Origin of the sequence: Paenibacillus massiliensis subsp. panacisoli DSM 21345 (genome assembly GCF_000426545.1) — a bacterium.
In the GTDB taxonomy this organism is placed as follows: Bacteria; Bacillota; Bacilli; order Paenibacillales; family Paenibacillaceae; genus Paenibacillus; species Paenibacillus panacisoli.
Genome location: NZ_AUFO01000008.1, coordinates 246,330 through 269,680, shown reverse-complemented (window position 1 = coordinate 269,680; position 23,351 = coordinate 246,330). Strand labels below are relative to the sequence as shown.

The following is a 23,351-nucleotide window of genomic DNA, read 5'->3' as shown; positions in this document are numbered from 1 at the left end:
GTGACGTTGAAGGGTTCACCCGGAATGCAGGCATGAAAGGAGGAGTCAGGATGGCATCTGATCAAATGGGTACTGGAAAGAAGGCTGCGGTCCTGATGCTTCAGGGGACAGCCTCGGATGTGGGGAAGAGTATTATTACGACGGCATTATGCCGGATTTTCACTCAGGATGGTTATCTAACAGCTCCATTCAAATCTCAGAATATGGCCTTGAACTCCTATGTAACGCCAGATGGTAAGGAGATTGGACGCGCTCAGGGCGTTCAGGCCGAAGCATGTGGAATCATGGCTACAACGGATATGAATCCGGTCCTGATCAAGCCCATGAGAGATATGCATTCCCAGATTGTAGTCCATGGTGCTCCATTTGCTAATATGAGTGCTGCCGATTATCGGAATCATTTCCTGCCTGAGGCCAAGGGGATGGTAATGGAGGCGCTGGATCGTCTTCGTGGACAGCATGATGTTGTGGTGATTGAGGGAGCGGGGAGTCCAGCGGAGATCAATCTGAAGCAGCGGGATATAGTAAATATGAATCTGGCTGGCTGGGCGGATGCCCCGGTGCTGCTCATTTCGGATATTGACCGTGGTGGGGTATTCGCTTCGATTGTAGGCACGATGGAGCTGCTGGAGCCGCACGAACGAGAACGGGTGAAGGGATTCATCATCAATAAATTCAGGGGAGATATTTCCTTGTTGCAGCCAGGGCTAGATTGGCTAGAGGAACGTACAGGGCTGCCTGTGCTCGGTGTGTTGCCTTACGTAAAGGATCTGCGGATTGAAGCGGAGGATTCTGTCGTACTGGATTCTTTGCCGCGTCAATTCTTGAAGGGGAAGGATATCGACATTGCAGTAATTCGTTATCCGCGTATTTCGAATTTTACAGATCTGGATGCGCTAGCGGCTGAAGAGGATGTCAGTGTGCGATATGTGACCGAGCTGAATCAGCTGGGTTCGCCAGACATCATGATCTTGCCAGGGACCAAGGATACGATCGGAGATCTACAAATGCTTAAGGCCAGTGGACTTGCTCAGGCGATCCGTCAGGTATGGAGTGAGGGCAGCTGCCAGCTTGTCGGCGTCTGCGGCGGATATCAGATGCTGGGAGATTTCCTTGTTGACCCGGATGCAGTAGAGCATCAGGAGGCAAGGGTAGAGCAGGGACTAGGACTGCTTCCGTTGACGACCACCTTTATGAAGGAGAAGCGGACGGTGAGAGTACAGGGTGTCCCGCTACAGGATTGTCCTATTCGCATGGCGGCGTATTCTGCACCAGGTGCAGCGGATTTCGTTGAAGGAGCCAAGCACAAGCCAGCTGGTAGTAGGGAGAATCAAGAGTTGGAAGAGGCTACTCCACACAGGATGGAGATTGATGGCTATGAAATTCATATGGGGAAGACGGAATACTCGGCTTCTGAATCTGTACGAGCGCTGTTTCGCCTGCTGCGAGAAGACGGAACAGAGATAGAGGAAGGCTTCGGCACAACAGATGGCCGTGTATGGGGGACTTACCTGCACGGTATATTTGATAATGATCGGCTACGCCGGGCTTGGCTGGACCAGATCCGGGAGCAGAAGGGCTTGCAGCCACGTATGACGACCTTCTCGGCCAGAGAGGTCAAGAATCAAGAGTTCGACCGTGTCGCGGCTGTTGTGCGGGAGCATTTGGATATGGATCATATCTATCAGCTGCTACAGGCTCAACGAAGTATGAATATCGAGAGTATGAATTAAGGCTTGTACATGAGACAATGGAAAAAACTTAGTTTCAAGACGGTGAGGTGTTTGATCGTATCGCAAAAGGCGAATAGCAAATGGGTAATATACCCATTTGCTATTTTTGTTTCAGTCAGTCTCATTTCTCAGATAGCGTGATCAATAAGCACCTGTTCCCCTGACCAGGCTTTCTTTGATGTCCAATCCGCCTGACCCTGCCAGAACGGATGCTGCTCTGACAAACCAAGAGGCAGGAAGACGGTTGTACACAGATACAAGCTCCCCGTAGAAATGTACGGCTCACCGAGTTCCGGCTGTTCCGCACATAGTCCAATTGTAAGCCAGCCGTCCGAATCGAATGTTCCAGGGACTTCTATGATCCGTCGTATTACAGACGTTAGAGCACACCTGACTTGTGCTGGCTCCACACCTTGAGGTAATTGGTCTCGAAGTGCCATCTGGGCCAGATGGTGAAATACACCAAAGCGATAAGAAAGAGAGCGGCCGATAACAGGAAAGGTTCCTTCAGGTGAAATCATACGTTCCTGCACAGCAGCATAACGGAGGGCACGAACCGATAATTTTTCTCTCATTTGCAACCAGTCATCGTACTGATTCCCCAAGGTGTCGAGGACATCAAGGAGCATGGGATAAATGACGAAGCTATTATAATAATCCCAGTGAAACTCAGGGCCATCCTTATACATACCATCCCCGACATACCATTGTTCATGTTGACGGATCGCATAATCCACTCGCATTGAATCCCAGGTCTCTTCCATTAGATAGAGAGCAGTCTCTATCATGGCCGAGAAAAGCAGCCAGTTATTATACAACGGGCGTATGGAGCGTGAGGCCAGGAATGCATTGACAAGATGTTGACGTGTATCTGGACTAAGCTTAGCCAGCAGTTCATGTGGTGCACGAACTATGGCATGGGCTAAAAATGCCGTATCGACTAGAGGCTGTATTCCACTGCAGAAATTCATGTAATCTGGTGAAGCCGGGTTAACAGATGACTCGATGGCAGCACGAGCGAGTTCAGCCATGTTCGCTCGCAGCTCACCTTCTTTACCGTCTCTAGGACCTGATTCAAGCCAAGTCGCTATACCAGTTAATGTTCTACTGAGTGCCTCAAGATGACTGAAGCTTGTACGATCAACGCCGACGGATTGGACAGGCATGTTTACTTTCAGAGTCTGATTCTTCAGATTCTCTAGGACGGGATAAGCAATGTTATATAGTGTGTGAATCCAATATTCGCGATCACATAGCATGTGGGTCATCACCTCTTTCAAATTTGACTAAAAGATTCGATCTTGCCAATGTAGGAGCTTGGCAACAGCTTCCACAAAGAAATAATCTCCATAGATCAGTGAAACATCCACATTCCAGTTGTCCGGCTTATGGGCAGTTCCTCCCGTTAGAATGCCTTCATGCTCAGAATTATTCCATGTTCCATAATTCTGATCCAGACTAACTAGCATCTGAATTGCCGTGTTCCGATACATCGCTGCTTGATCTTCTGGTACCAGTTCAGACAACTCCAACAAGCCCGATGCAGCTATTGCTGCTGCTGATGTGTCACGTGGTTCATGTTCATCGAAGGGACTTATTCGAAAATCCCAATAAGGGATACGATCCTCTGGCAAAGCAGCCATCCAATAGTGAGCCGCTCTTTTGGAGGCGTCAAGGAAGCGCGCATCCCCAGTATTTCGCGCAGTGTTGGCCAAGCCGTATATAGCCCAGGCTTGCCCTCTGCTCCAGGCGGAGGTCGGACTGAAGCCCTGGCCACCCAGGGCTTCTATACGTTCACCCGTCTCTGGATCAAAGCTGACGATATGATGAACGGAGCCGTCGGGACGTATAAAATGCTTTATGGTCGTATCTGCATGAGCCGTAGCTACATGACGGAATCTGGGGTCGTTAGTCTCGATTGAGGCCCAGTAAAGCAAGGATAAATTCATGGTGCAATCTATAATGGCCCAGCCTGTGTCTTGGCTTCCATTCCAGGCTCTGATGAATCGGCCTTCAGGATTGTATCTTCCTGCCAGTAAAGTCGCAGCTGTCAAGCCTCTACGTTTACTCTGAATATCACCACTATATTTATATTTTGCTACTGCGGTTGGTAAGAACTGAAACCCGAGATCATGATAAAAGTCATTTTCTTGTATCAGCATGCTTTCAATGTTCTCATCCCATGTCCAGGCAGCCTCTTTAAATAGAGGATTTTTGCTTTGCTTGTACATGATCCACAGGATGCCAGGCCAAAAACCAGAGGTCCACCAATCGATGGCAAGGCTATCGTATTTTCCGTCCTTACCTGCTGCATGTGGAGACTTTCCATCTAATTGCCGAATCATTTGCTCGACTTTTTTTTCTAAACGATGCCAAAGATCACTCATGTCATAGGCCACCAAGTTCAATTCACTCCTTCTTCATAAGAAATTCCATTCAAGACACCCAACAGCATAGTTAAACCGTGAATTTCCGTCAATCGGACTCTTATGCAAGGGCATTGAACGGGTTCTGCAAGATGTTCTGGTTGTCGGAAATGCAGGTAATAACTAGACTGTTTTTATCACGTGAGCTGCATAGAACATTTTGATTGGAGGAGGCTCAATGTCAAAAAGGGAACTGCTGTTGTCGCAACTCAAACGAGATCGATTTCTGTATCTCGTGGCCTTACCAGGGCTACTATATTTTTTAGTGTTTCGATATATTCCGATGTGGGGAGTACTGATTTCATTCCAAGATTACTCACCCTATATAGGCTTCTGGAAAAGTGAATGGGTTGGCTTTGAACACTTTCAGCGTTTTTTCTCTAATCCTGAATTTCTTACTTTATTAAGAAATACGATGGCGATCAATATTCTGAATTTGGTTTTTTTCTTCCCGTTGCCTATTTTGCTTTCGCTTATGCTGAATGAGCTTAGGGTAGGATTGTATAAGAAATCAATTCAAACGATCATTTATTTGCCTCATTTTCTGTCATGGGTGATTATCGTTGGTATCTCATTTTTACTTTTATCTCAGGGAGAAGGGTTATTTAACAATCTGTTAGTGGCTGCAGGCTTCGAGAAGATTGATTTTCTAACTAACCCTGATTACTTCTGGGGCATTCTGACGATTCAGTCGATCTGGAAAGACGCAGGCTGGGGAACTATTATTTTCTTGGCGGCTGTCGCCGGTGTTGATCCACAGCTATATGAAGCGGCCAGAATGGATGGTGCAGGACGATTCAGACAAATGTGGCATGTTACGCTTCCCGGGATTCGGTCGGTTATCATTGTGCTGCTTATCTTGCGCATCGGACACATCATGGATATTGGCTTTGAACAAGTATTCCTGATGATGAACGGGGCTGTAGCAAAGGTGGCCGACGTATTTGATACCTACGTGTACCGAGTGGGTGTTCAACAGGGACAATTTAGCTACAGTACGGCTGTAGGATTGTTCAAATCGATCGTAGGGCTTACGCTAGTTATTGTCTCGAACCGCTTAGCCAAGAAATTCGGGGAAGAGGGCGTCTATTAATAGGAGGATTCATTTATGAAATCAGCGAATGATCTTTTGTTTGATGTGAGTAATCGGATTCTGCTAGCGCTTATAGGAATCGCCACTTTATTTCCGATTTATTATGTATTTGTAGTTTCTTTTACGGACCCATCAGAATTTATTGGCAAAGGGCTTGTCCTATTTCCAGAAAAATGGTCGCTCGCATCCTATGAATATCTGCTATCAACGGATGCCTTTATGCGGTCGATGGGGAATAGTGCCTATATAACCATTGTAGGGACGGTCTTGAGCTTGCTGGTTACTTCTGGTCTATCTTATGCGATTTCTCGTCGCCGACTGCGCGGAAGAAGATTTTTTATGCTCGCTATCCTCATCACTACGTTATTTAATCCTGGGATGATTCCGCCCTATTTATTAGTACGTGATCTGAATTTAATAAATAGTACTTGGTCTTTGATTTTGCCAGTCTTGACGAATGGTTGGTATGTACTGCTTATGAAAAGCTTTTTTGATAGTATTCCAACCAGTCTGGAAGAATCTGCACGAATTGATGGTGCAAATGATATGACCGTATGGATTCGTATTATTCTCCCTTTGTCATTGCCCTCGCTAGCGGCATTTGGTCTATTTTATGCGGTAGGCTACTGGAATACGTTTTTTTACGCGCTGTTATACATCAATGATTTTGATAAACAACCGCTACAAGTACTTTTGCAAAACATGCTTATTGATGCATCAACAGCAACTGGAGGCGCGGCAGCAGCTGAGATGATGGCAGAGCAGCGAATTCCGCCTGAGACCATCAAAATGGCTGCTGTGGTCATTGCGACATTACCTATTGTGCTGGTGTATCCTTTCTTGCAGAAGCATTTTGCTAAAGGTGTCATGCTCGGTTCTGTGAAAGAGTGAAAACGTATACACAATTAGAGGGAGGCATCATTGTATGGTGAGAAACAAGAGGTCTACAAGCTGGATCATTGGCCTGCTGGTATTTATTCTGGTCTTATCGGCTTGTACTAATTCGGGAAGTAATTCAAAAGAGAATTCACAAGCAGAGAGCGCGGATATTACAGAAATTAGTATCATGACGACCTATTATACGCCGCAGCCTCCAGATAAAGATAATCCGATTCTTAAAGAAATCGAAAAACGCACGAATACGAAGTTAAATATTACTTGGGTATCTCCCAACAATTATAATGACAAAGCTAGTGTGACTCTTGCTTCTGGGGACCTGCCGGATATGATGCTTATTTTAGATGTATTCTCACCCCAAGTTCGCCAGATGTCTGAGCAGGGTGCCTTTTGGGAAATGACCGAGCTTTATAAAAACTACCCTAAATTAAGCACATTTCCTGAAGACAGCTGGAACAACATCAAGCAATCTGACGGTAAGACTTATGGTGTTCCTCGGGTACGACCTGTAGACGGTGGAGCGTTCCCTTACCTTCGCAAAGACTGGCTTGATGCACTGGGACTTGATACGCCAGCGAACATGGATGAGCTGTATAACGTGTTGAAGGCTTTTGTAGAGCGTGATTCTGAAGGGGATCGACAAAAAGGTTCTATTGGTATTGCAGGCTTTGTCGATAATAATGGTCTGGGGAGTCTGGGTTGGGTTCAATCTACATTTACACAGAATACTGGAGACTGGAAGCTTGTTGATGGGAAGTTGACAAACGTAAACCTTCTCCCAGAGGTACGAGAGGCGTTAATCTGGTTAAATCGAGCTTATCAGGACAAGTTGATTCCAGAGGATTTCGCCGTGATGAAGCTTTCGCAAGCGAAGGATCTGGTACTGGCCGGCAAAGCTGGTGGATTCACCGATACAGTGGAAGCGGCTTGGGAGCCTACAGCAGAGCTAAGAAAAACAGTTCCGGAGGCGGATTATCTTCCTTTAGTCTCTCTAAATGACTATGCAACGAGAGAAGTAGGTTACTTCGGTATGTATGTCATTCCAAGATCCGTCTCCGAAGCGAAGATGAATAAAATCATGGAGTTTCTGGAATACGGTGCTACTGATGAGGGTTATGATCTCGTTGCTTATGGCTTCAAGGATATTCATCACACAGAAAAAGATGGCTTCAAGGTTACTAATGAACAGTACCAAAAGGATGCCGGAGCGGCCATCATGCAAATTTGGTCTAAATACGATAAATATTTCCGCGCCTACAGACCTGGAATGCCAGTGGACATCTATGAACGTAATAAAAAAATAATTGACGAACGGGCAAAAGTAAGCGTTCCTGATGCGGCGTTTGGATTGTATTCAGAGACCAGTACAAAAGTGGGAGTTGAGCTCCAGAAGAAAATTCAGGACCTAAAAACCCAAGTGATCTTAGGGGCGAAGTCCATTTCTGATTGGGATCATTTTGTAGCTGAACTGAAAATGAATCCAGATCTAATTAAAATAACCAATGAACTGAATGAATCTTATCGCAAACGTAATGAAGGCTCGAAATAGATGTATAATTGAACCTGTCTATTCTTGGGATAGGCAGGTTTTCACTAATTATTATTCTCTAAAGGAAGGGACACAGCCGTTGAAGAATTACATAGAGAGGTGATCTTCAACTTGAAGAAGGTATACTTTCGAAAAAGTTTAACTTTTGTACTGATCATAACCTGTTTGCCTATGTTAATTGTAGGGGGAAGCTTTTATTATATTGGAAAAATGTATATTGCACAGGAGGTCGAAAGAACTCGAACCATTTTGTTGGCTAAATCCATCGAACGCATCGACGAACAGCTTGATCGAATTGAATTAATGGCCACACACTGGGCATTCAATCCTATATTTGAGCCTAATCAAGTGAAAGGGCTGAATCTAAAAACGGACTATGCAGCGATTAATGATCTATACCAGTCTTTATTTGTTATGAAAAATACAAATCCACTCATTGATAAAATAGAGATATATATACGAAATCAGGCTGCCACGATTAACGATATAGAAGGCATACGTTATTTAAGCTCTAGTGAAAACGATCGATTGAAAGCGCTTTTAGATGAGCATGAAGCTCTATTTTGGTATGATGAGTTTTCTTTCCAGGCTTCTGAATCATCGATCGCTCTATTGCATGATTTACCTGGGAGCTCTGGGAATCCTTATGGTGCGTTGATTATCTATATTAATCCAACCCTATTAGATGAATTCGTTCAGGAGATTAATATCGACGAGGAGTATGGAGCAGCGTTTTTATTTCGTCATGACGGAACACGGATTATAAAAGATAATCGAGCAGGGGAGCTGGAACGTGAACTGTTCAACATAGTGTCCCAAAGCCATACGGATTCAGAATCATTCATATTTAGATGGAAGGGTAACAGCTATTCCGTGTCTTCAGGCAAATTCATACATCCCAATCTAAATTGGAATTATGTCACAGCAACTTCATTGGAGAAAATGACCAGGCCAGTAACCATTATGTCTCAGTTTATGGTGGGTACGGGTATATTGGGCCTAATGGCTGCAATCGTCCTGTCATGGATTGCATCATATCGCTTGTATCAACCCATACGAAGAATCTTGAATTTTGCTAAAATGCGTCCCAATGAAATGCAACATCCAGATGCTGAGGACGAGATTATGTATATTGAGCACCAATGGCAGCATTTAAATAGGGAAAGTCAACTCCTTCAAGAGCGTCTTGAACGCAATCTGCCTGCTCTAAAGGAAGCATTTCTCTCTCAGCTACTTCAGGGCCACTTGGACCTGTTAAAGGAACCGGAGATCCAAGATCGAATGGAGCAGTATGGCTGGATTATTAAGGATGGACAATTTATTCTGGCAGTGCTGCAAGTCAATGGCTTGCATCCAGACAGAAGCTTCGCTGATGGGGATGAACAGCTTGCTTCTTTTGCTGCAGCGAATATCGTCTGGGATTTCACGAGTAGGTATCCTGAACAAATCGGGTCGGTTAACTTTCATGATTTAACGGTAGGCGTACTTTTCTCATATGGTACTTCAATGTCCAACGAGCAAATTAAATCACAGTTCCTCACGGTCGTTAAGGACCTGGTACAGATGGTAGAAACGTTCGTAAAGCTTAGAGTAACTGCAACAGTTGCAGGTCCAACACCGTCATTAAAGCAGCTTCCCGATATCTTCGAGACGGCTAAGCAATCTCTTCATCTCCGGAATTTACATCAGAACAGTCAGATTGTGGATATTGATAGACTAATACCGAGGAAGGAAGCAGAGATCGTATATGATTTTAATCTGGAGAAACAAGCACTTCAAGCTATACGAATAGGCATGCTGGAAGAGTCTATGGAGTTGGTGGAGAAGTTCTATGGCACAATAGTCCATCAGGCCAATCATGAGCTTGAGGTTCGTGAGGGGATGCTTCAGTTTTTGGGAGCCATCCAGCACACTATTTTAGCTTCGGGTTACAATCCTTATACCTTACTTCAGGGAAAATCTGCCTACGAACTATTATCCGACCAGCAGGATTCAACAAAGTTTCCTTTAGTGATCAAGGACTTGTTAATCCGTCCTTACTGCGAACGCTTGCATCAAGACAGGGACTATCAGATCAAACAAATGGTTGAAACTGTTATAGCACATATTAATCAATCCTACAGGGATAATATCTCTCTTGAATCTTGTGCTGATTTTGCAGGTACGACTCCATATGTATTAAGTAGAGGCTTCAAACAAATCACAGGCGAGAATTTTATTGATTATTTGACAAGCTTACGCCTGGAGAAAGCTAAGGAACTGCTGAGAAGTACAGATTTAAAAGTAAATGTAATTGCGGATAAAGTTGGATATCAATCATCGTACTTTATTCGTGTGTTCAAAAAGAGTACCGGAATTACACCAGGTCAATACAGGGAAGACGTTCAAAGTGAATGATATATTCTAATGATTATATATCAGTAACCCCGCACAATAAATAAAGACTCCAGCATCACCATCGTACGTGCCCGTGAGAAGCAGCTACGTAAAAGGTGACTGGAGTCTGTTTATTTTAGAACGAGTATCTATATTTTGAATTTGCGTACAGCCTCTTGCAGCGCTTTAGCTTGCTCATGAAGCTCTCCGACTGTAGTAGAATGACTCTCCATGTGCTCAAGCTGATTTTCGGCGGTCTCACGGATGTTCACGACCATTTGCTGAGACTTCCCTGTAATCTGCGCTGTCTCTTCGACCGAAGCACTGACCTCTTCTGATCCAGCGGACACCTGCTGTGCTGCTGCAGAGACGGACTGAATCGTCGAGTTGATATTCTTGATGAGTTCTAGCAGTTCTCCAAATGCCGTTCCAGCCTGCTGCACGACCTGGCTACCTGATTGCACTTCTTCGCGGACCTTGATCATGGAATCGACGGAACGCTCGGAATCCTCCTTGACGGAGTTCAGATAGTCATTGATTTCTTCCATGGCCGTCTTGGATTGCTCGGCGAGCTTGCGTACTTCACCAGCTACGACCGCGAATCCGCGTCCGTGCTCCCCGGCACGTGCTGCCTCAATGGAGGCATTAAGAGAGAGCATCTGAATCTGCTGAGTAATCTCGAAGATCGACGATACGACCTGTCCAACGGCTTCGGAGCGCTCCTTCAGCGTACGGACGAATTGAGTCGATTCCTCCGTGGCTTGGCTCACATGGATCATCTGGTTCATGGCGTTCTGAGCCAGTTCATTTCCGTTGACTGCCTCTTCAGTTGCCTTGCTGATCTGTTCGGAGACATGACCAGCGGACTCGGCAATATGCTGAATACCTTGAGTGATCTCTTCCATGGCGCGAGCATTCTCTGAGGCTGCTGTAGCAATACTGCTGCTGCCATTGAATACTTCGTCCGCTGCCACTGTGGATTCTTTGACGAGACCATTCATGGAGTCCACTCGCTCGAAGAGGGTGTTGGAGCCTGTTACTACAGAGCTGGATGCCGTAAGCACCTGTCGAATCATTTGCTTCAGATTCTGGGTCATGGAGTGGAAGCTCTTGGCCAGCTGAGCGATCTCGTCCTCACCCTTCACGCGAATATCATGTGTAAGGTCGCCGAGAGCAATCTGTTCACTAAGCTTGGCCAAATCTGCCAGTGGCCGTGTCAGTCTGCCAATGACCCAGGTAGATACCAGCCAGCCAACGATGAGTGTGGAGAATGTTATTCCAACACAGATCCATAGAATCTGACTAATCTGACTGGTGATAGCTGTATAATCAACACTTACACCCAGTACGAGAGAGCTGCCAGGCAGGCCAAGGAATATTGACTTGTGAATCCCATGCTGATCAGAGTATATGTCACTCATCTGAGGCTCACTGCTTTGGGCCAGCAGGTCAATCCCTTCCGGCGCTACGAAGCTATCTCCCACTTGATAGGTAGATTCAGGGTTGCGAGCCAGAATGACCACCTGCTCTTCAGTGGCATCCAAGAGAAATGCAGTTTGCAGATTCAGCTTGTTGACTTCCTGCTGTAGGTAAGTCTCTGCTGCCATCCGACCGCTATCTCCGCCCTGCTTGGTCTGCATCGCTTGTGTAGTGTTCATATTCTTGTAGACATCCTGTGCTCCGAGCATCAATGCCTGATCGTATTGTGGAATCACATGGGTATTGATGATGTTCATCGACACAAAATAAAAGCTGAGACTGAATAGTACCGAAGTAGCCAAGAGGATTACCAGGAGTAGGAGCCTCAATTTGGCTGATATCGAGCGCGAAATTCGATGCATGCAAAAATTCCCCTTTCAATAAATATAAGCTCTCTTCTCTCTGAAGCCCCGTACAGGCTGTTACTCCAAAGGCCGCTGCATCTTATGAGGTGCCCGCGTATTCTCTGTATGGCTTGTCCTTGGCAGTTCCGAACAGGGAATTGCCATAATACATTATCGTTTCCCTTATGTAATGGGCTCAAAAAATAAGGCAAGATCTTCATGTCGAGGACCTGAAATTATTCCAAGATGAAAGGGGAGAAAAGCGATGTTTGTATCATGACAGTCCCTAAAAAGCAGCTTAAGAACTATTCTACAAAATTAACCCGTGGTTGAATAGTAAAAAATACCCACTTTCGAATAAAAATTATCCATCATTCATATAAGCTAACGCGGATATGTTATATATTATGTAATTACGCTGATAAGAATATTTTTTATTCATGAGAATACATGTGATTATGGACGAAATCCCGCTTGAGTTGTAGGGGATCATTTATTTCTGCGACGACGAAAATGATTTTTTTAATAAATAAGCCTACCTGTTTAATTGGTTTTATGGTATAGTAGTTCAGCATGTAGAGGATGGAATATCGAAGCAGAAGCGTATACATACTTCCAGATTAGGTTGGCGTTTAAAAGCTGGCACACTCGTTTAAAAAGCAGGATGTAAGTAGTTTGCTTCAATTTCAATAGAATCGGGAGGATCTTGAATGGATACATTATGGCTTATTCTTAATATCGTAATTATGCTGGGCTTACTGGGCCTCTTGTTCTGGACACAGAAGAAGCATCTATCATTCACGAAGCGAGTCTTTATTGGTCTCGGTCTCGGGATTGTGTATGGTGCAATTCTTCAGGTGGTGTACGGGGCGGGCTCAGAGGTCATCACGAAATCTGTAGACTGGTTCAATCTTGTAGGTAACGGATATGTGAAGCTGCTGCAGATGATTGTTATTCCACTCATTATGGTCTCGATTATATCGGCCATTATGAATCTGAAGGGTAAGCAAAACGTCGGCAAAATGAGCTTTTCGATCATTGCCATCCTGCTGATTACAACAGCCATTGCAGCTTCAGTAAGTATTGTAACGAGCCTGTCCTTCAATCTGACAGCGATTGAGATTAGCAGTGGCGAGGCAGAGCAAGCTAGAGGAGCAGCTCTGGAGGAGCGTGTAGGAGAGGTGCAGGACCTGACGATCCCGCAGCAGGTATTGAGCTTCATTCCTTCGAATCCATTCGCTGATATGACTGGAGCACGGAGTACTTCCACGCTGGCGGTCGTCATTTTCTCGGCCTTCATTGGAATTGCGGTGCTTGGATTGGACCGGAAGAAGCCGGAGCAAGCCAAGACCTTCCGTGACATGATTACGGCCGTGTACGCTGTCGTGATGCGGATTGTGACATTAGTACTGCGACTAACGCCTTATGGGGTGCTTGCCCTGATGACGAAGGTTGCTTCTACGACCAACGCAGAAGAGATTCTCAAACTGGGGAAATTCGTCATTGCGTCTTATGTGGCACTGATCGTGATGTTCATTATTCATTTGGTTCTGATCGGGCTGTTCGGCTTTAACCCACTGACCTACTTGAGAAAAGTGATGCCGACGCTTGTCTTCGCCTTCACGTCCAGATCCAGTGCGGCTACGATTCCTCTGAATGTCGAGACGCAGACGAAGAAGCTCGGCGTGTCTGACGGTATTGCGAATCTGTCTGCATCATTCGGAGCCACGATTGGGCAGAACGGATGTGCAGGAATCTACCCTGCCATGCTGGCCGTCATGATTGCGCCAACTGTGGGCATCGATCCTACGAGCTGGGATTTCATTCTCACACTGATTCTGGTGGTTGTCATTAGCTCCTTCGGAGTGGCTGGAGTCGGAGGGGGCGCGACCTTTGCATCGCTGATTGTACTATCTACCATGAACTTGCCTGTAGCTCTCGCTGGACTTCTGATCTCTGTAGAGCCACTCATTGATATGGGGCGTACAGCTCTGAATGTGAATGATTCCATGACCTCTGGCTTGATCTCCAGCAAGATCATGAAGGAGAACGATCAGGATGTGTTCAATGACCGTGGTAGTGATCTGGATGCGGCAGTTCAATCCTAAATCTAGCCTGAATTGGCTGGTATAACTGAAAATAAACACGAGCCCGCGCGGGTGACACAGGCATTGTGAGCCGATGTCAGCCTGCGCGGGCTTGTTGGTGTTACAGTATAGTCAGTTCCTTAGGGAAGGAGGTTAGAACCTCAACGCCAGATGCCGTGACGTATACGTCATCCTCTATTCTTACGCCGCCAAGCTGAGGTATGTAAATGCCGGGCTCTACGGTGAACACCATGCCTTCCAGCAATAGATCTGTATTCGCCCCATGGACGGACGGGTATTCATGAATGCCCATACCGAGACCATGACCGAGGCGGTGGTTAAAAGCAGAGCCATACCCTGCGTTCTCAATGACGGAGCGAGCTGCTTGGTCAACCGATGCACAGGTTACACCTGGCCGAGCGGCCTGAATACCTGCGAGATTGGCCTGTAGCACTGCATTATAGACGGCTTCTGCCTCTGGCGCAATATGTCCGAAGGCGAAGGTCCGTGTAATGTCTGATGCATAGCCGTTCGCGTAGACACCAAGATCGAACATGAGCAGATCACCGTGCTGCAGCTTGCAAGTTCCTGGTACACCATGGGGCAGTCCTGTGTTGGTGCCGAACAAGACCATGGTATCGAAGGAGGGGCCGTCAGCTCCGATCTTCTTCATGTGATATTCCAGCTCAGCTACGAGTTCAACCTCTGTAACACCTTCTTTCACATGGGTCAGTCCATGACGAAGGACATCCTCTACAAGCTGGATAGCATGCTTCAGCCGCTGGATTTCCTCAGGTGATTTACGTACCCGCATATCACGGAGAATTGGACCCACGTCAGCATATTGCTTCGCTCCAATGGCTTGTCTCATGAGCTCAAAGCGGGAGACGGAGACATGTTCCTTCTCGATCGCGAACGTCTCCATCGCTGTGCCGGTCAATTGCTGCAGCAGTACGTATGGATCACTAGTATCCGTGTGACTGAGAATTCGGGACACGCTTGAAGCTTGTCTTGCGGCCTCTTCATCCAGTGCAGGAACGATAAGTGCGGGCTCTTCTCCTTGCAGCAGGAGCAATCCAAGAAATCTCTCATGGGGTTCACTGGCGAAGCCTGTCAGATAGTATACGTGCTTCGGATCCGTAATCAGGATGCCTTGCCATCCATGTTCTACCATCTGGGCGTGAAGGTTGTCCAGCTTGTTATTATTCACTTCTATTCATCCCTTTCCTGCAGCCTAGAGTTGACGCATAATTGTTGTAGGCTGCTGAACTTACATGCTCTATATTATAATTCAAGCAGAGATCATCTGCATCCTGCGCCTGAACATAATGCTATGAATGAACGTTTAGAGCCAGAGCAGTCAGGGTAATGCTCGATGTAAGCTGTGTGATCTGTGCTTATTCTGTGTTTAACCTGTACAAGCTGATGAGGTTCAAAAGGGGGCTATAACCAACGTGTCTAATATGAGATTATCTGCCATGATCAGTGGCTCTGTGTTGCTATTCGCGATGGGCTGTACTTCAGGGGCAGCCGATACTCCAGCAGCTCCGCCGCTCCAGTCAGAAGCAGCGCAGCAGGAGCAGGCACAAGGACAAGAAGCTAATATCGAAGCCAGTGTTCCTGGACATGATTTTGAAATCAGGCTTATTGCCGAGGGACTGAATGTACCCTGGGAATTCGTGCAGGCTGAGGATGGCAAAATGTACTTCACGGAGCGTCCGGGTGTCTTGAGAGTGCTGGAGAATGGTTCGGTGAGGAATGAACCGCTTCTGGAGGTGCCGGCGCCATTTCTTAGTCGCGGAGAAGGTGGTTTGTTAGGCCTTGCACTGGACCCGGAGTTCATGACTAATGGCTATGCATATGTGTATCATACCTATGAGGAGAATGGGGACACACTCAATCGGGTGTTGCGGCTTCATATCAAGGAGGATCAGGCCACCATTGATAAAGTGCTGCTGGATCAAATTCCTGGCAGCTCGAATCACAATGGTGGACGACTACGGATCGGCCCAGACGGTATGCTGTACGTCACGACAGGTGACAAGTCTGATGCTATGCTTGCTCAGGATCGTGAGAGTCTGGCAGGTAAAATTCTTCGCATCAAGCTCGATGGCACCATCCCTGAAGACAACCCTGTTCAGAATTCTCCAGTCTATAGCTGGGGCCACCGCAACCCCCAAGGTCTGGCGTGGGACCTGACGTCTGAACAGCTGTACAGCTCGGAGCATGGAGCCTCCGCCCATGATGAGATTAATGTCATTGAAGCAGGTGCCAACTATGGATGGCCGCTCATTCAGGGAGACGAGGCTGCCAGTGACGAGAGTAGCGAGGAGCTTCGTACACCACTGCTTCACAGTGGCCAAGATACCTGGGCGCCTTCTGGCATGGAGCTAATACAGGCTGGACCTTGGCAGGGCAAGTTAGCTGTAGCAGGTCTGCGAGGAGAAGGGTTGCTCCTGATTGAACCTCAGGAAGAAGGGAGTACGTTAGCGGATGCTGGTACAAGTCCTTCGGCAGAGCTGCGCTTTGAGGGGGAATGGGGCCGGATTCGCGGAGTCATGGAGGGGAAGGACGGGACCATTTATATATGGACAAATAACCGTGATGGCCGTGGAAGTCCTACAGACCAAGATGATCGTCTGCTGGCCCTGGTCCCACGGAATTAGAAGATAGTCAGTCCAACTAGGGAGCAAGGCACTCGCTCATATAATGGATATTCATTCATCAGGTTCTACAGGGAAAGGGCCGCTCTCACTGCTTACTGATCCATTTCGAACGTGTTTTGCTTGCTATCGGTTATCAGTCGACAAAAGAAGCTGTGTATCAGACATATGGGATTATCCCTTATGTCTGATGCACAGCTTTTTGGTAGTTGGCAGGTCTGATGCTTGCACGTCCTTTTTGTCCTCATATTGCAATAGCCTTGGACATGCAGCTTTGGCTGCTCTTAGGAAGGTTATCGTAGTGACTCTCGTAATGAGCGAAGTGTGGCAGCGGTATCCTCATCGGAGTAGAGTCCGCCGTGGTAGCACAAAATCTGCCGAATCTCCAGCTCCAGAAGCTTATCAAGGCTTAGAATAGCCTGCTTCATATCCGGTGTGGCTACCTCCATCGGGCCGACAAGCTCTCCATCCACCACCTGTAGCTCGTCGGCAGCCAGTAGCAGCCCTTCACGAGGAACATAGATGCTGATATGACCAGGCGTATGTCCTGGGGTATGAATGATCTGGATGCCTCCCCCATAAGGAAGGACATCGCCGTCTTGGAGCAGCTTGACGAATCGCAGATCCGGTAGGCGAGCCAGAAGGGCGTCCGCATCCTGACGCATCATCCCTTGGAGCTGCGAGATACGTTCTGGCGTCATTTTTATAAAAGGCTTATCGCCTGTCAAATAAGGGATCTCGTCTTCATGAGCCAATAATGCTGTATCCGGAAGCTCGTCCAGCAGGCTGTGTACATTGCCGATATGATCAATATCCTGATGGGTCAGGATCACTCGCTTGATCTGCCTGTAGTCCTCGCCTTGCTCGGCAATGGCATCCTTTATGCGGTCCCATTGGGTGATCATGCCGGTATCGACCAGGGTCAGACCATCTTGATCCTTCAGCAGGACAGGATGAATAACCGAAGGTCCAAAGGTTGATTCCATAGGAACATTAAGTACAGTTACATGTGAGCTGTTAGGCATGAATCATACCTCCTTATTTGTTATAAGCGACAAGCTATACAAATCCTAGTTAATTGTATTATAAATTAGCGCGAATGCAGGATGCAAAAAGGATGAGTGAACTAATATGGGAACGAAGCGTAGCAGGCTTATGGAATGCTCGGTATAGGCAAACAACACATTAACAGTATGAACAAGTCGGATAGGCTGGATAGTCTAGACAAGATAGACAAGATAGACAAGATAGACAAGATAGACAAGATAGACAAGATAGACAAGATAGACAAGATAGACAGGTGACGCTTGTACCGTTATTCCTGTACAATATAGCAATCCAGATTTATAGGTAACTGATATAACTCATACGTATGAGAATGTGCAGAGTGGAGGCGCAGAGATGGAACAGGATTTTGTGATTGAATATGCCGAGCGTGAGGACCTTCCGGCTATTGTAGATATCTACAATGCTACGATTCCGGGCAGAATGGCAACGGCTGATCTGGAGCCTATATCGGTAGAGAGTCGGATTCCTTGGTTCGAGGAGCATAAGCGTGATGAACGACCGCTATGGGTACTGCGCCAGCATGGACGCATTATGGGCTGGGCCAGCCTTCAGTCCTTCTATGGCAGGCCTGCCTATAAAGGAACAGCGGAGCTAAGCATTTACGTCCATGAGGAAGCAAGAGGGATTGGAGCGGGTAGCCGCCTGGTCAAGCATGCTCTGCAGGCTTGTCCACAGCTGGGTGTGAACACGCTGCTAGGCTTCGTATTCGGCCATAATGAGCCGAGTCTGGCACTTCTGAAGAAATTTGGCTTCGAGCAATGGGGACATTATCCGCGTATAGCGGTACTGGACGGCATTGAACGCGATTTGGTGATTGTAGGCAGGCGAGTAGATTAGACATGAAGTAGTCTGGAGACGTACTGAGGGGCGACTAAGAACGTACTCAAGGAAGAGTACTCAAGGAATGTAAATTACCCGTTCTGGTCAGCATAGCAGCAGCCGGCTTAGCCCACAGTCTGGATTATGGATATCCAGACTGTGGGCTAATAAAGGTTAAATTGAACCATATGGAGAGCGCCGCGATCAACAGGGTTCCCTGCTGTACCGGCTCTACACTTACGAGTGTTGGCCTGAGGTATTAGTCTCTTGACTGCATCTGATTGTGGGTCTGAATGATCTCTAGAGATCGTGGTTAGCGGAAAGTGGGGAAGCCCTAGAGAAACGGAGTGTCCATCTTTAAGCTTGCTGTTCATCCACTTGTTCATTTTGTCAAAAGAACAGCAAGCTTAACAATGGTCGACAGGGCTCCCCACTTGCAGCGGCTCTACACTCCTATTTGATCGGGCCAAGGCACTAATTGTCACCTACAACTTCAGCGCCATATCTTCTCAGCCTTGGTTACCGTGATGTCTCAATCCTTCCCTTGTTCTCGTGGAAGCTTGAAAGAGCGCCGCCGCAGCATCTGGTTAAATACCTCCGACAGCACCAGCCCGACCGCAATAGAGCCAGAGATCATGAGAGCCTGCGCAGCAAGCTCCGTAGCGGCACTGTAGTCATTTTGCACAAAATGCCGCATGGCATCATAAGCAATTCCCCCAGGCACGAGCGGAATCATTCCTGCGACGCTGAACACAATAACGGGCATACGGTACAGCCTGGCGAAGAACTGACTCACGACACCAATGACAAAGGTAGCTGTGAAGGTCGCCGGCACGGAATCCCAGCTACCCACACTTAGATCGTAGACGATCCAGCCCACCATACCAACGAGTCCACATAGCAGTAGGGAACGGCGAGGGGCATGAAAGAGAATCCCAAAGGCAGCAGAGGCGATGAAGCTTGTAATGAGCTGAGCTACCATCAGAAGATCACCCCGTTCTTCCAAATTGAGAAGACAAGCGCCACGCCGGCTCCAATCGCGAATGAGGTCAGGAAAGCATCGGCTCCCTTCGACAGTCCCGAGACCAGATGACCTGCCATCAGATCTCGAATCGCATTCGTAATCAACAGACCGGGAACGAGTGGCATGACCGAGCCAATGATGATCTTATCAATATGCTGTCCCATCCCGCCAAGCACGAACAAATAAGCGCATAATGCAATCAGGAACGACGCGGTGAATTCGGCGAAAAATTTGACCTGCACCAGCCGCTGGAAATACTGTACCGCAGCAAATCCCACCCCTCCACAAATAAAAGCGGCTGGAAAGTCGATCCAGGTCCCCTTGAACATGATCATGAAGCACCCACTTGCCAGAGCAGCAGCAGCTAATTGGACCTTCATAGTGTAGGCTAGCGGTTCATCCTCGACATCCTTGAGCAGCTTCATGGCTTCTTCTGGTGCCAGCTCTCCCGCGCTAATACGACGCGAAATATCATTCACCTCGGCAACCTTGTGCAAATCCGTAGTTCGTTCCATGATACGAATCAGCTTGGCTGGCTCAGTGCCGTCCGTCGAGAAAATAATACCGGTAGGCGTTACATAGCTATGTGAATGATAAATACCGTATGCAGCTGCAATACGGCTCATGGTGTCCTCTACCCGATAGGTCTCGGCTCCGCTTTGTAGCATGACCTTGGCTGCGAGCAGGCAGACTTCTATAATGTGATATCTGGAATAGGCTTCGCTGTTCATAACCATCTCTCTTTCGATCTGTTGAGCTTGGGACAGGCAGCAGGATTAGGCCTCTAACGAGCTGCACAGCCATATGACAATCATTGTAACATGAAGTGAAAGAGGATGTGAATGTAACGTAACGGAGGGTTGATTTTGACGATTGGGTTGGAGTATTATGTGTATAACGTTTAAAGGTTTAAACATTCGAACCAATTATCTGGCGATTGATCCTATGTCCAGAAAATTTTTATATAGAAAAGTGAGGATAGCTATGGGACAACGAGCACTGGCGATTTTTCAATCGTGCATTCCACTCTTTCAGGTATTGAGTGATCCGCATCGACAAGGAATACTGCTCGTTCTGAATGAACGAGGTGCATTAAGCGTCAATGAAATCACGGAGCATGTGGAGTTATCCAGGCCAGCCGTATCACATCACCTCAAGCTGCTGCTGGAGAAGGGGCTAATTACGGTTGAGCAAAAAGGAACCCAGCGTTACTACGCAGCTTCCTTGGGAGCATCGGTACAGCGGTTGAAGGAGCTTGTAGCTGCGCTGGAGGAAGATTGTCTATAATCACTGCTCTGATAGCAAGAGCGTGAGAAGAGCAGTGAATGAAGATAAGAGTGAGAGCAGGCATTAAAGGCACACGTGGCAAGAAGAAATAGCGCTACACAAGGAGGGAAAACAGATGAGCGAGGATAGCATACATGTACAGCAGGAGTGGAGCAGTGCGCAGGTAGAGGAGCTGCTACAGCAGCAAAAGTCATTCTTTGAAACAGGAGCGACGCGGTCAGTCACTGCGAGAATTGAGCGCCTGCAGCGGCTGAAGAGGGCTATCAAGGAATATGAACCCCGACTAGTTGAGGCGTTGTACGAGGATCTGGGCAAGAGTGAATTCGAATCTTATACGACGGAGATTGGCTTCGTGCTGGATAGCATCTCGCATACCGTAAGACACTTGAAAAGCTGGGCAAAACCCAAAAAGGCCAGAACACCGTATCAGCTGATCGGAGCATCCAGCCAGGTCATTTCCGAGCCTTATGGTGTCGTGCTCATAATCGGGCCATTCAACTATCCAGTACAGCTACTGATTGAGCCGTTGACGGGGGCGATCGCTGCGGGCAATACCGCCGTATTGAAGGCCTCCGAGCACACCCCTCACGTATCGGCTGTCATCCGCGAGATCATCGGTTCTGTATTCGAGCCTGAATATGTACAGGTGGTAGAGGGTGCGAAGGAGACCACGACCGCCCTGATTCATGCACGTTTTGATTATATATTCTTCACAGGCAGTGTCCCTGTCGGCAAAATTGTCATGAAGGCTGCCGCTGATCATCTCATTCCAGTAACACTGGAGCTGGGTGGTAAGAGCCCTGTCATTGTCGATCGCGAAGCAGATCTGGAGGTGGCAGCACAGCGAATTATATGGGGCAAGCTCCTCAATACGGGACAGACGTGCATTGCACCGGATTATTTGCTCGTCCATGAGCAGGTTCGTCATGCTTTAATAGGTGAGATGATCATGACTATAGAAAGCTTCTTCGGACAGGATATTCGTCATAATCTTGATTATGGGCGAATCGTGAATCAGGGCCACTTCCAACGACTCCATGCGATTCTGGAGAAGGATCGCAGCCGAATTATTCACGGAGGTATGAGCGATGAGGCAGACCGCTTCATTGCACCTACGCTAATTAATGCGGACGACGGTCAGGCTGCCAGTATGGAGGATGAGCTCTTCGGCCCTTTGCTGCCGATTATGACTTATCGTTCCATTGATGAGGCACTAAGCTTCATTCGTGAGCGTCCCAAGCCACTTGCATTATACCTGTTCACAGCGAACAAGCAGCTGCAGGACAAAGTTATGAGCGAGGTTTCCTTCGGTGGAGGCTGCATCAATGATACGATAACTCATGTCGCTAATCCACGGCTGCCCTTTGGAGGCGTTGGTCATTCAGGTATCGGCTCCTATCACGGGCGGTATAGCTTCGATACATTCTCGCATCACAAAAGTGTGCTGACCCGTAGCACCCGGCTTAATCTGCCATTTCTATATCCACCCTACGCGGGAAAGCTGAAGCTGATCAAGCGGCTCCTCAAGTGAGTTATGCTCAAGGTCAGGGAAACAACCTTCTGCTGTTCAGGGTTCGAGTAGGACAGAATAATATGATTCATGGAGGTGCTCTGCTGCCTCTGCAAGTCCCATAAGCCGGAGCTGTTCAGCGACGAAGCAACGCACACGGGCGTCTCTGAACAAATGATAGAATTGCGCATCCCGAATGAACGCCAATCTCGCCTCAAGACTTCCCTCTGTAAATAGCTCCAATACCTGGGCCTGCTCGTGCTCCCAGCTGAATTGCTCGTTGATTTCCAGTACACGATGCATGGTGTTGCCAGGTGACAGAGCAGCAATACCAAGGTTGTTCACCGTAGCAACGACAATCTGTTCAAGGCGACTTTTGTGCAGCTCTGAAATATAGGCTTCCATATCCTGAATAGGGGTGATCGCAAAGCGTTCCCGAAATAGCTCACGTACGAGCAGCTTTCGATCATCCCATACTCCTGCCGCATGCTCACGGGTATGACGTACATAGTCCTCTGCATGCGGATAATAATTCGTTAAAGGCCGACTATCTGTATATACGACACTAAGGAAATCCTGCATATTGCGCGCGACCAGCCATACCCCATTGCGATGAATAGGGGATACGCTTACGATCGGGGCCGTCCCTATGTCCTTGATTGCTCCGAAATCTGTGCAGAAGCCATAATGAATGCCATCCACCCCCGCACGTGCGAAAGGAATCACGTCAGGTGGCGTAGACATGTCACGCATGCCACGCTCACGCTCCATAATCAAGCCCAGATCGAACTCCAGTGAATGTCGTTGTTCCTCCAGCTCCTCTTCGAATTCAATCAGCTGTTGGATCAGTAATGTAGCGGAGCCATAAAGACCGCCAGATCCAGACTTCATAGCTAATTCCTCCTTATCCGTGCATGTTCTCTTAGATGGGTAATTTCTATATATACGATCATGATTCGCAGTATGATAGCTTTATATTTTTACATAATATAATAT

General features: G+C 47.4%; 18 protein-coding genes. 10 read left to right on the top strand and 8 right to left on the bottom strand.

Going from position 1 to position 23,351, the window contains the following annotated elements; translation table 11 throughout:
* The first annotated feature begins 50 nt into the window (after nucleotides 1-50).
* On the top strand, nucleotides 51-1,733 hold the full coding sequence (locus K331_RS0106205; protein WP_028589607.1) for a cobyric acid synthase: 1,683 nt from the start codon (nucleotides 51-53) through the stop codon (nucleotides 1,731-1,733).
* A gap of 128 nt (nucleotides 1,734-1,861) precedes the next feature.
* Here the strand turns inward: K331_RS0106205 and K331_RS0106200 are convergent, their stop codons facing one another.
* Both K331_RS0106200 and K331_RS0106195 read right to left on the bottom strand, forming a co-directional pair.
* Complete coding sequence (locus tag K331_RS0106200; RefSeq protein ID WP_028589606.1) at nucleotides 1,862-2,992, bottom strand: DUF2264 domain-containing protein; 1,131 nt, start codon at nucleotides 2,990-2,992, stop codon at nucleotides 1,862-1,864.
* A gap of 27 nt (nucleotides 2,993-3,019) precedes the next feature.
* Nucleotides 3,020-4,120 (bottom strand): glycoside hydrolase family 88 protein, encoded by a 1,101-nt coding sequence (locus K331_RS0106195; RefSeq protein ID WP_036634328.1) that lies wholly within the window; start codon nucleotides 4,118-4,120, stop codon nucleotides 3,020-3,022.
* Nucleotides 4,121-4,337: 217 nt separating this feature from the next.
* Here K331_RS0106195 and K331_RS0106190 point away from each other — a divergent pair, with 217 nt between their 5' ends.
* From K331_RS0106190 to K331_RS0106175, 4 genes are all read left to right on the top strand, one after another.
* Complete coding sequence (locus K331_RS0106190; RefSeq protein ID WP_051289663.1) at nucleotides 4,338-5,252, top strand: ABC transporter permease; 915 nt, start codon at nucleotides 4,338-4,340, stop codon at nucleotides 5,250-5,252.
* A gap of 15 nt (nucleotides 5,253-5,267) precedes the next feature.
* Nucleotides 5,268-6,143 carry a carbohydrate ABC transporter permease gene (locus tag K331_RS0106185; protein ID WP_028589603.1) on the top strand — a complete coding sequence of 292 codons (876 nt, stop codon included), beginning with the start codon at nucleotides 5,268-5,270 and terminating at the stop codon, nucleotides 6,141-6,143.
* Between the two features lie 34 nt (nucleotides 6,144-6,177).
* Complete coding sequence (locus K331_RS0106180; RefSeq protein WP_051289661.1) at nucleotides 6,178-7,698, top strand: extracellular solute-binding protein; 1,521 nt, start codon at nucleotides 6,178-6,180, stop codon at nucleotides 7,696-7,698.
* Between the two features lie 111 nt (nucleotides 7,699-7,809).
* Nucleotides 7,810-10,095 (top strand): helix-turn-helix transcriptional regulator, encoded by a 2,286-nt coding sequence (locus K331_RS0106175; RefSeq protein WP_028589601.1) that lies wholly within the window; start codon nucleotides 7,810-7,812, stop codon nucleotides 10,093-10,095.
* Between the two features lie 128 nt (nucleotides 10,096-10,223).
* Here K331_RS0106175 and K331_RS0106170 read toward each other — a convergent pair whose 3' ends face one another.
* Nucleotides 10,224-11,915: a methyl-accepting chemotaxis protein gene (locus K331_RS0106170; RefSeq protein ID WP_028589600.1), complete on the bottom strand. Its 1,692-nt coding sequence runs from the start codon at nucleotides 11,913-11,915 to the stop codon at nucleotides 10,224-10,226.
* A gap of 692 nt (nucleotides 11,916-12,607) precedes the next feature.
* On the opposite strand from K331_RS0106170, the gene K331_RS0106165 reads away from it, so the two are divergent.
* Nucleotides 12,608-14,005, top strand: coding sequence for an L-cystine transporter (locus tag K331_RS0106165; protein ID WP_028589599.1), 1,398 nt, complete (start codon nucleotides 12,608-12,610; stop codon nucleotides 14,003-14,005).
* A 100-nt stretch (nucleotides 14,006-14,105) separates the two neighbouring features.
* Here K331_RS0106165 and K331_RS0106160 read toward each other — a convergent pair whose 3' ends face one another.
* Nucleotides 14,106-15,194, bottom strand: a complete 1,089-nt coding sequence (locus tag K331_RS0106160) for a M24 family metallopeptidase (RefSeq protein ID WP_028589598.1) — start codon at nucleotides 15,192-15,194, stop codon at nucleotides 14,106-14,108.
* Nucleotides 15,195-15,447: 253 nt separating this feature from the next.
* On the opposite strand from K331_RS0106160, the gene K331_RS0106155 reads away from it, so the two are divergent.
* The gene (locus tag K331_RS0106155; RefSeq protein WP_226383541.1) at nucleotides 15,448-16,650 is read left to right on the top strand and encodes a PQQ-dependent sugar dehydrogenase; all 1,203 of its coding nucleotides are present in this window, start codon (nucleotides 15,448-15,450) and stop codon (nucleotides 16,648-16,650) included.
* A 290-nt stretch (nucleotides 16,651-16,940) separates the two neighbouring features.
* Here K331_RS0106155 and K331_RS0106150 read toward each other — a convergent pair whose 3' ends face one another.
* Nucleotides 16,941-17,672 carry an MBL fold metallo-hydrolase gene (locus K331_RS0106150; RefSeq protein ID WP_028589596.1) on the bottom strand — a complete coding sequence of 244 codons (732 nt, stop codon included), beginning with the start codon at nucleotides 17,670-17,672 and terminating at the stop codon, nucleotides 16,941-16,943.
* A gap of 376 nt (nucleotides 17,673-18,048) precedes the next feature.
* On the opposite strand from K331_RS0106150, the gene K331_RS0106140 reads away from it, so the two are divergent.
* Nucleotides 18,049-18,552 carry a GNAT family N-acetyltransferase gene (locus tag K331_RS0106140; RefSeq protein ID WP_028589595.1) on the top strand — a complete coding sequence of 168 codons (504 nt, stop codon included), beginning with the start codon at nucleotides 18,049-18,051 and terminating at the stop codon, nucleotides 18,550-18,552.
* Between the two features lie 514 nt (nucleotides 18,553-19,066).
* On the opposite strand, the gene K331_RS0106135 is transcribed toward K331_RS0106140, so the two are convergent.
* Nucleotides 19,067-19,516 (bottom strand): threonine/serine exporter family protein, encoded by a 450-nt coding sequence (locus K331_RS0106135; RefSeq protein WP_028589594.1) that lies wholly within the window; start codon nucleotides 19,514-19,516, stop codon nucleotides 19,067-19,069.
* Nucleotides 19,516-20,289 carry a threonine/serine exporter family protein gene (locus K331_RS0106130; RefSeq protein ID WP_028589593.1) on the bottom strand — a complete coding sequence of 258 codons (774 nt, stop codon included), beginning with the start codon at nucleotides 20,287-20,289 and terminating at the stop codon, nucleotides 19,516-19,518. The genes K331_RS0106135 and K331_RS0106130 overlap by 1 nt, the downstream gene beginning before the upstream one ends.
* A gap of 253 nt (nucleotides 20,290-20,542) precedes the next feature.
* On the opposite strand from K331_RS0106130, the gene K331_RS0106125 reads away from it, so the two are divergent.
* A complete protein-coding gene (locus tag K331_RS0106125; RefSeq protein ID WP_018886540.1) occupies nucleotides 20,543-20,845 on the top strand; it encodes an ArsR/SmtB family transcription factor in 303 nt (100 codons plus the stop codon).
* Nucleotides 20,846-20,960: 115 nt separating this feature from the next.
* Complete coding sequence (locus tag K331_RS0106120) at nucleotides 20,961-22,376, top strand: aldehyde dehydrogenase (RefSeq protein ID WP_036634235.1); 1,416 nt, start codon at nucleotides 20,961-20,963, stop codon at nucleotides 22,374-22,376.
* 36 nt (nucleotides 22,377-22,412) lie between these two features.
* On the opposite strand, the gene K331_RS0106115 is transcribed toward K331_RS0106120, so the two are convergent.
* Nucleotides 22,413-23,246, bottom strand: coding sequence for a hypothetical protein (locus K331_RS0106115; protein WP_028589591.1), 834 nt, complete (start codon nucleotides 23,244-23,246; stop codon nucleotides 22,413-22,415).
* Nucleotides 23,247-23,351: the final 105 nt, after the last annotated feature.